This is a genomic window from Lapidilactobacillus luobeiensis, assembly GCF_024345205.1.
Classification (GTDB): Bacteria; Bacillota; Bacilli; order Lactobacillales; family Lactobacillaceae; genus Lapidilactobacillus; species Lapidilactobacillus luobeiensis.
Genome location: NZ_BROC01000052.1, coordinates 1 through 3,221, shown reverse-complemented (window position 1 = coordinate 3,221; position 3,221 = coordinate 1). Strand labels below are relative to the sequence as shown.

General features: G+C 50.2%; 2 rRNA genes. Both read left to right on the top strand.

The annotated features are described in order from the left end of the window. Positions 1-102 precede the first annotated feature (102 nt). A 23S ribosomal RNA gene (locus OCU21_RS11140) occupies positions 103-3,021 on the top strand. 82 nt (positions 3,022-3,103) lie between these two features. After that, a 5S ribosomal RNA gene (rrf, locus tag OCU21_RS11135) occupies positions 3,104-3,220 on the top strand. Position 3,221 lies beyond the last annotated feature (1 nt).

Below are 3,221 nucleotides of genomic sequence, written 5' to 3'. Positions count from 1 at the left end.
AATTCGTTCTTTGAAAACTGGATACTATGAAACTGTAATAACCGAGAAACAACCACGCAATTTTTGCGTAAATGACCCAGAGAAAACCGTAGGTTTTCAGATGGTCAAGTTACAAAGGGCGCACGGTGGATGCCTTGGCACTAGAAGCCGATGAAGGACGGGACGAACACCGATATGCTTCGGGGAGCTGTAAGTAAGCTTTGATCCGGAGATTTCCGAATGGGGGAACCCAATTATCAGAGATGATAATGATTGCTTAGTGAATACATAGCTAAGTAAAGGCAGACGCGGGGAACTGAAACATCTCAGTACCTGCAGGAAGAGAAAGAAAATTCGATTTCCTAAGTAGCGGCGAGCGAACGGGAAACAGCCCAAACCAAAGAGCTTGCTCTTTGGGGTTGTAGGACAGGACATATGGAGTTACAAAAGGACCGATTAGTCGAAGCAGTTGGGAAGCTGCGCCAAAGAGAGTGAAAGCCTCGTAGATGAAAGTCGAGCCCCTCCGTCCTGGATCCTGAGTACGGCCAGACACGTGAAATCTGGTCGGAAACCGGGAGGACCATCTCCCAAGGCTAAATACTCTCTAGTGACCGATAGTGAACCAGTACCGTGAGGGAAAGGTGAAAAGCACCCCGGAAGGGGAGTGAAATAGATCCTGAAACCGTGTGCCTACAAGTAGTCAGAGCCCGTTAATGGGTGATGGCGTGCCTTTTGTAGAATGAACCGGCGAGTTACGTTTTCATGCGAGGTTAAGTTGCAAAGATGGAGCCATAGCGAAAGCGAGTCTGAAGAGGGCGTTAAGTATGAGGACGTAGACCCGAAACCAAGTGACCTACCCATGTCCAGGTTGAAGGTGTGGTAAAACGCACTGGAGGACCGAACCCACGTATGTTGAAAAATGCGGGGATGAGGTGTGGGTAGCGGTGAAATTCCAAACGAACTTGGAGATAGCTGGTTCTCTCCGAAATAGCTTTAGGGCTAGCCTCGAGGCTAGGATCATGGAGGTAGAGCACTGTTTGGACTAGGGGCCCGTCAAGGGTTACTGAATCCAGATAAACTCCGAATGCCATTGATCCGGTCCTCGGGAGTCAGACTGCGAGTGATAAGATCCGTAGTCGAAAGGGAAACAGCCCAGATCACCAGTTAAGGTCCCAAAATCATGCTAAGTGGAAAAGGATGTGGGGTTGCACAGACAACTAGGATGTTGGCTCAGAAGCAGCCACCATTTAAAGAGTGCGTAATAGCTCACTAGTCGAGTGACCCTGCGCCGAAAATGTACCGGGGCTAAGCATGATACCGAAACTGTGGATGTCATCCTAAGGATGACGTGGTAGGAGAGCGTTCTAAGGGCGAAGAAGCTGGATCGTAAGGACCAGTGGAGCGCTTAGAAGTGAGAATGCCGGTATGAGTAGCGCAAGATAGGTGAGAATCCTATCCGCCGAAAGACTAAGGTTTCCTGGGGAAGGCTCGTCCTCCCAGGGTTAGTCGGGACCTAAGATGAGACCGAAAGGTGTAGTCGATGGCAAGCAGGTCGAGATTCCTGCACTAGTTTATTTTGTTTGAACGATGGAGGGACGCAGGAGGTTAAGTTGAGCATGCGGCTGGAAAAGCATGTCCAAATAACGAGTCTGGAAATGAGTCAAATGCTTATTTCTATTAAGGACAAGTTATGATGGGGAGCGAAATTTAAGTAGCGAAGCAACTGATATCACACTGCCGAGAAAAGCTTCTAGTTAGAAATAAACTACCCGTACCGCAAACCGACACAGGTAGTCGAGGAGAGAATCCTAAGGTGAGCGAGTGAACTCTCGTTAAGGAACTCGGCAAAATGACCCCGTAACTTCGGGAGAAGGGGTGCTGACCGCAAGGTCAGCCGCAGTGAATAGGCCCAAACAACTGTTTATCAAAAACACAGGTCTCTGCAAAATCGAAAGATGACGTATAGGGGCTGACGCCTGCCCGGTGCTGGAAGGTTAAGAGGAGTGCTTAGCGTAAGCGAAGGTACGAATTGAAGCCCCAGTAAACGGCGGCCGTAACTATAACGGTCCTAAGGTAGCGAAATTCCTTGTCGGGTAAGTTCCGACCCGCACGAAAGGCGTAATGATTTGGGCACTGTCTCAACGAGAGACTCGGTGAAATTATAATACCCGTGAAGATGCGGGTTACCCGCGACAGGACGGAAAGACCCCATGGAGCTTTACTGTAGCTTGATATTGAGTGTTTGTGAAACATGTACAGGATAGGTAGGAGCCGATGAAGTGAGAACGCTAGTTTTCACAGAGGCAATGGTGGGATACTACCCTTGTTTTATGAACCCTCTAACCCGCGCCACACACGTGGCGGGAGACAGTGTCAGGTAGGCAGTTTGACTGGGGCGGTCGCCTCCTAAAGTGTAACGGAGGCGCCCAAAGGTTCCCTCAGAATGGTTGGAAATCATTCGCAGAGTGTAAAGGTATAAGGGAGCTTGACTGCGAGACAGACAAGTCGAGCAGGGACGAAAGTCGGGCTTAGTGATCCGGTGGTTCCGTATGGAAGGGCCATCGCTCAACGGATAAAAGCTACCCTGGGGATAACAGGCTTATCTCCCCCAAGAGTCCACATCGACGGGGAGGTTTGGCACCTCGATGTCGGCTCATCGCATCCTGGGGCTGAAGTTGGTCCCAAGGGTTGGGCTGTTCGCCCATTAAAGCGGTACGCGAGCTGGGTTCAGAACGTCGTGAGACAGTTCGGTCCCTATCCGTCGCGGGCGTAGGAAATTTGAGAGAAGCTGTCCTTAGTACGAGAGGACCGGGATGGACATACCGCTGGTGTACCAGTTGTGCCGCCAGGCGCATCGCTGGGTAGCTATGTATGGAAGGGATAAACGCTGAAAGCATCTAAGTGTGAAGCCCCACTCAAGATGAGATTTCCCATAACGTAAGTTAGTAAGACCCCTCAGAGAATATGAGGTAGATAGGCTGGGTGTAGAAGTACGGCGACGTATGGAGCTGACCAGTACTAATCGGTCGAGGACTTGACCAAAGGTCAAAAGAGTTGGAAAACGGTTAAAGCAGAGAGATAGGATCCAGTTTTGAGGGAGCGAAAGTTCTTTCAAAGTAAAGAGTGTGGTGGCGATAGCAAGAAGGATACACCTGTTCCCTTGCCGAACACAGAAGTTAAGCTTCTTAGCGCCGAAAGTAGTTGGTGGGAGACTGCCTGCGAGGATAGGGCGTTGCCACGCT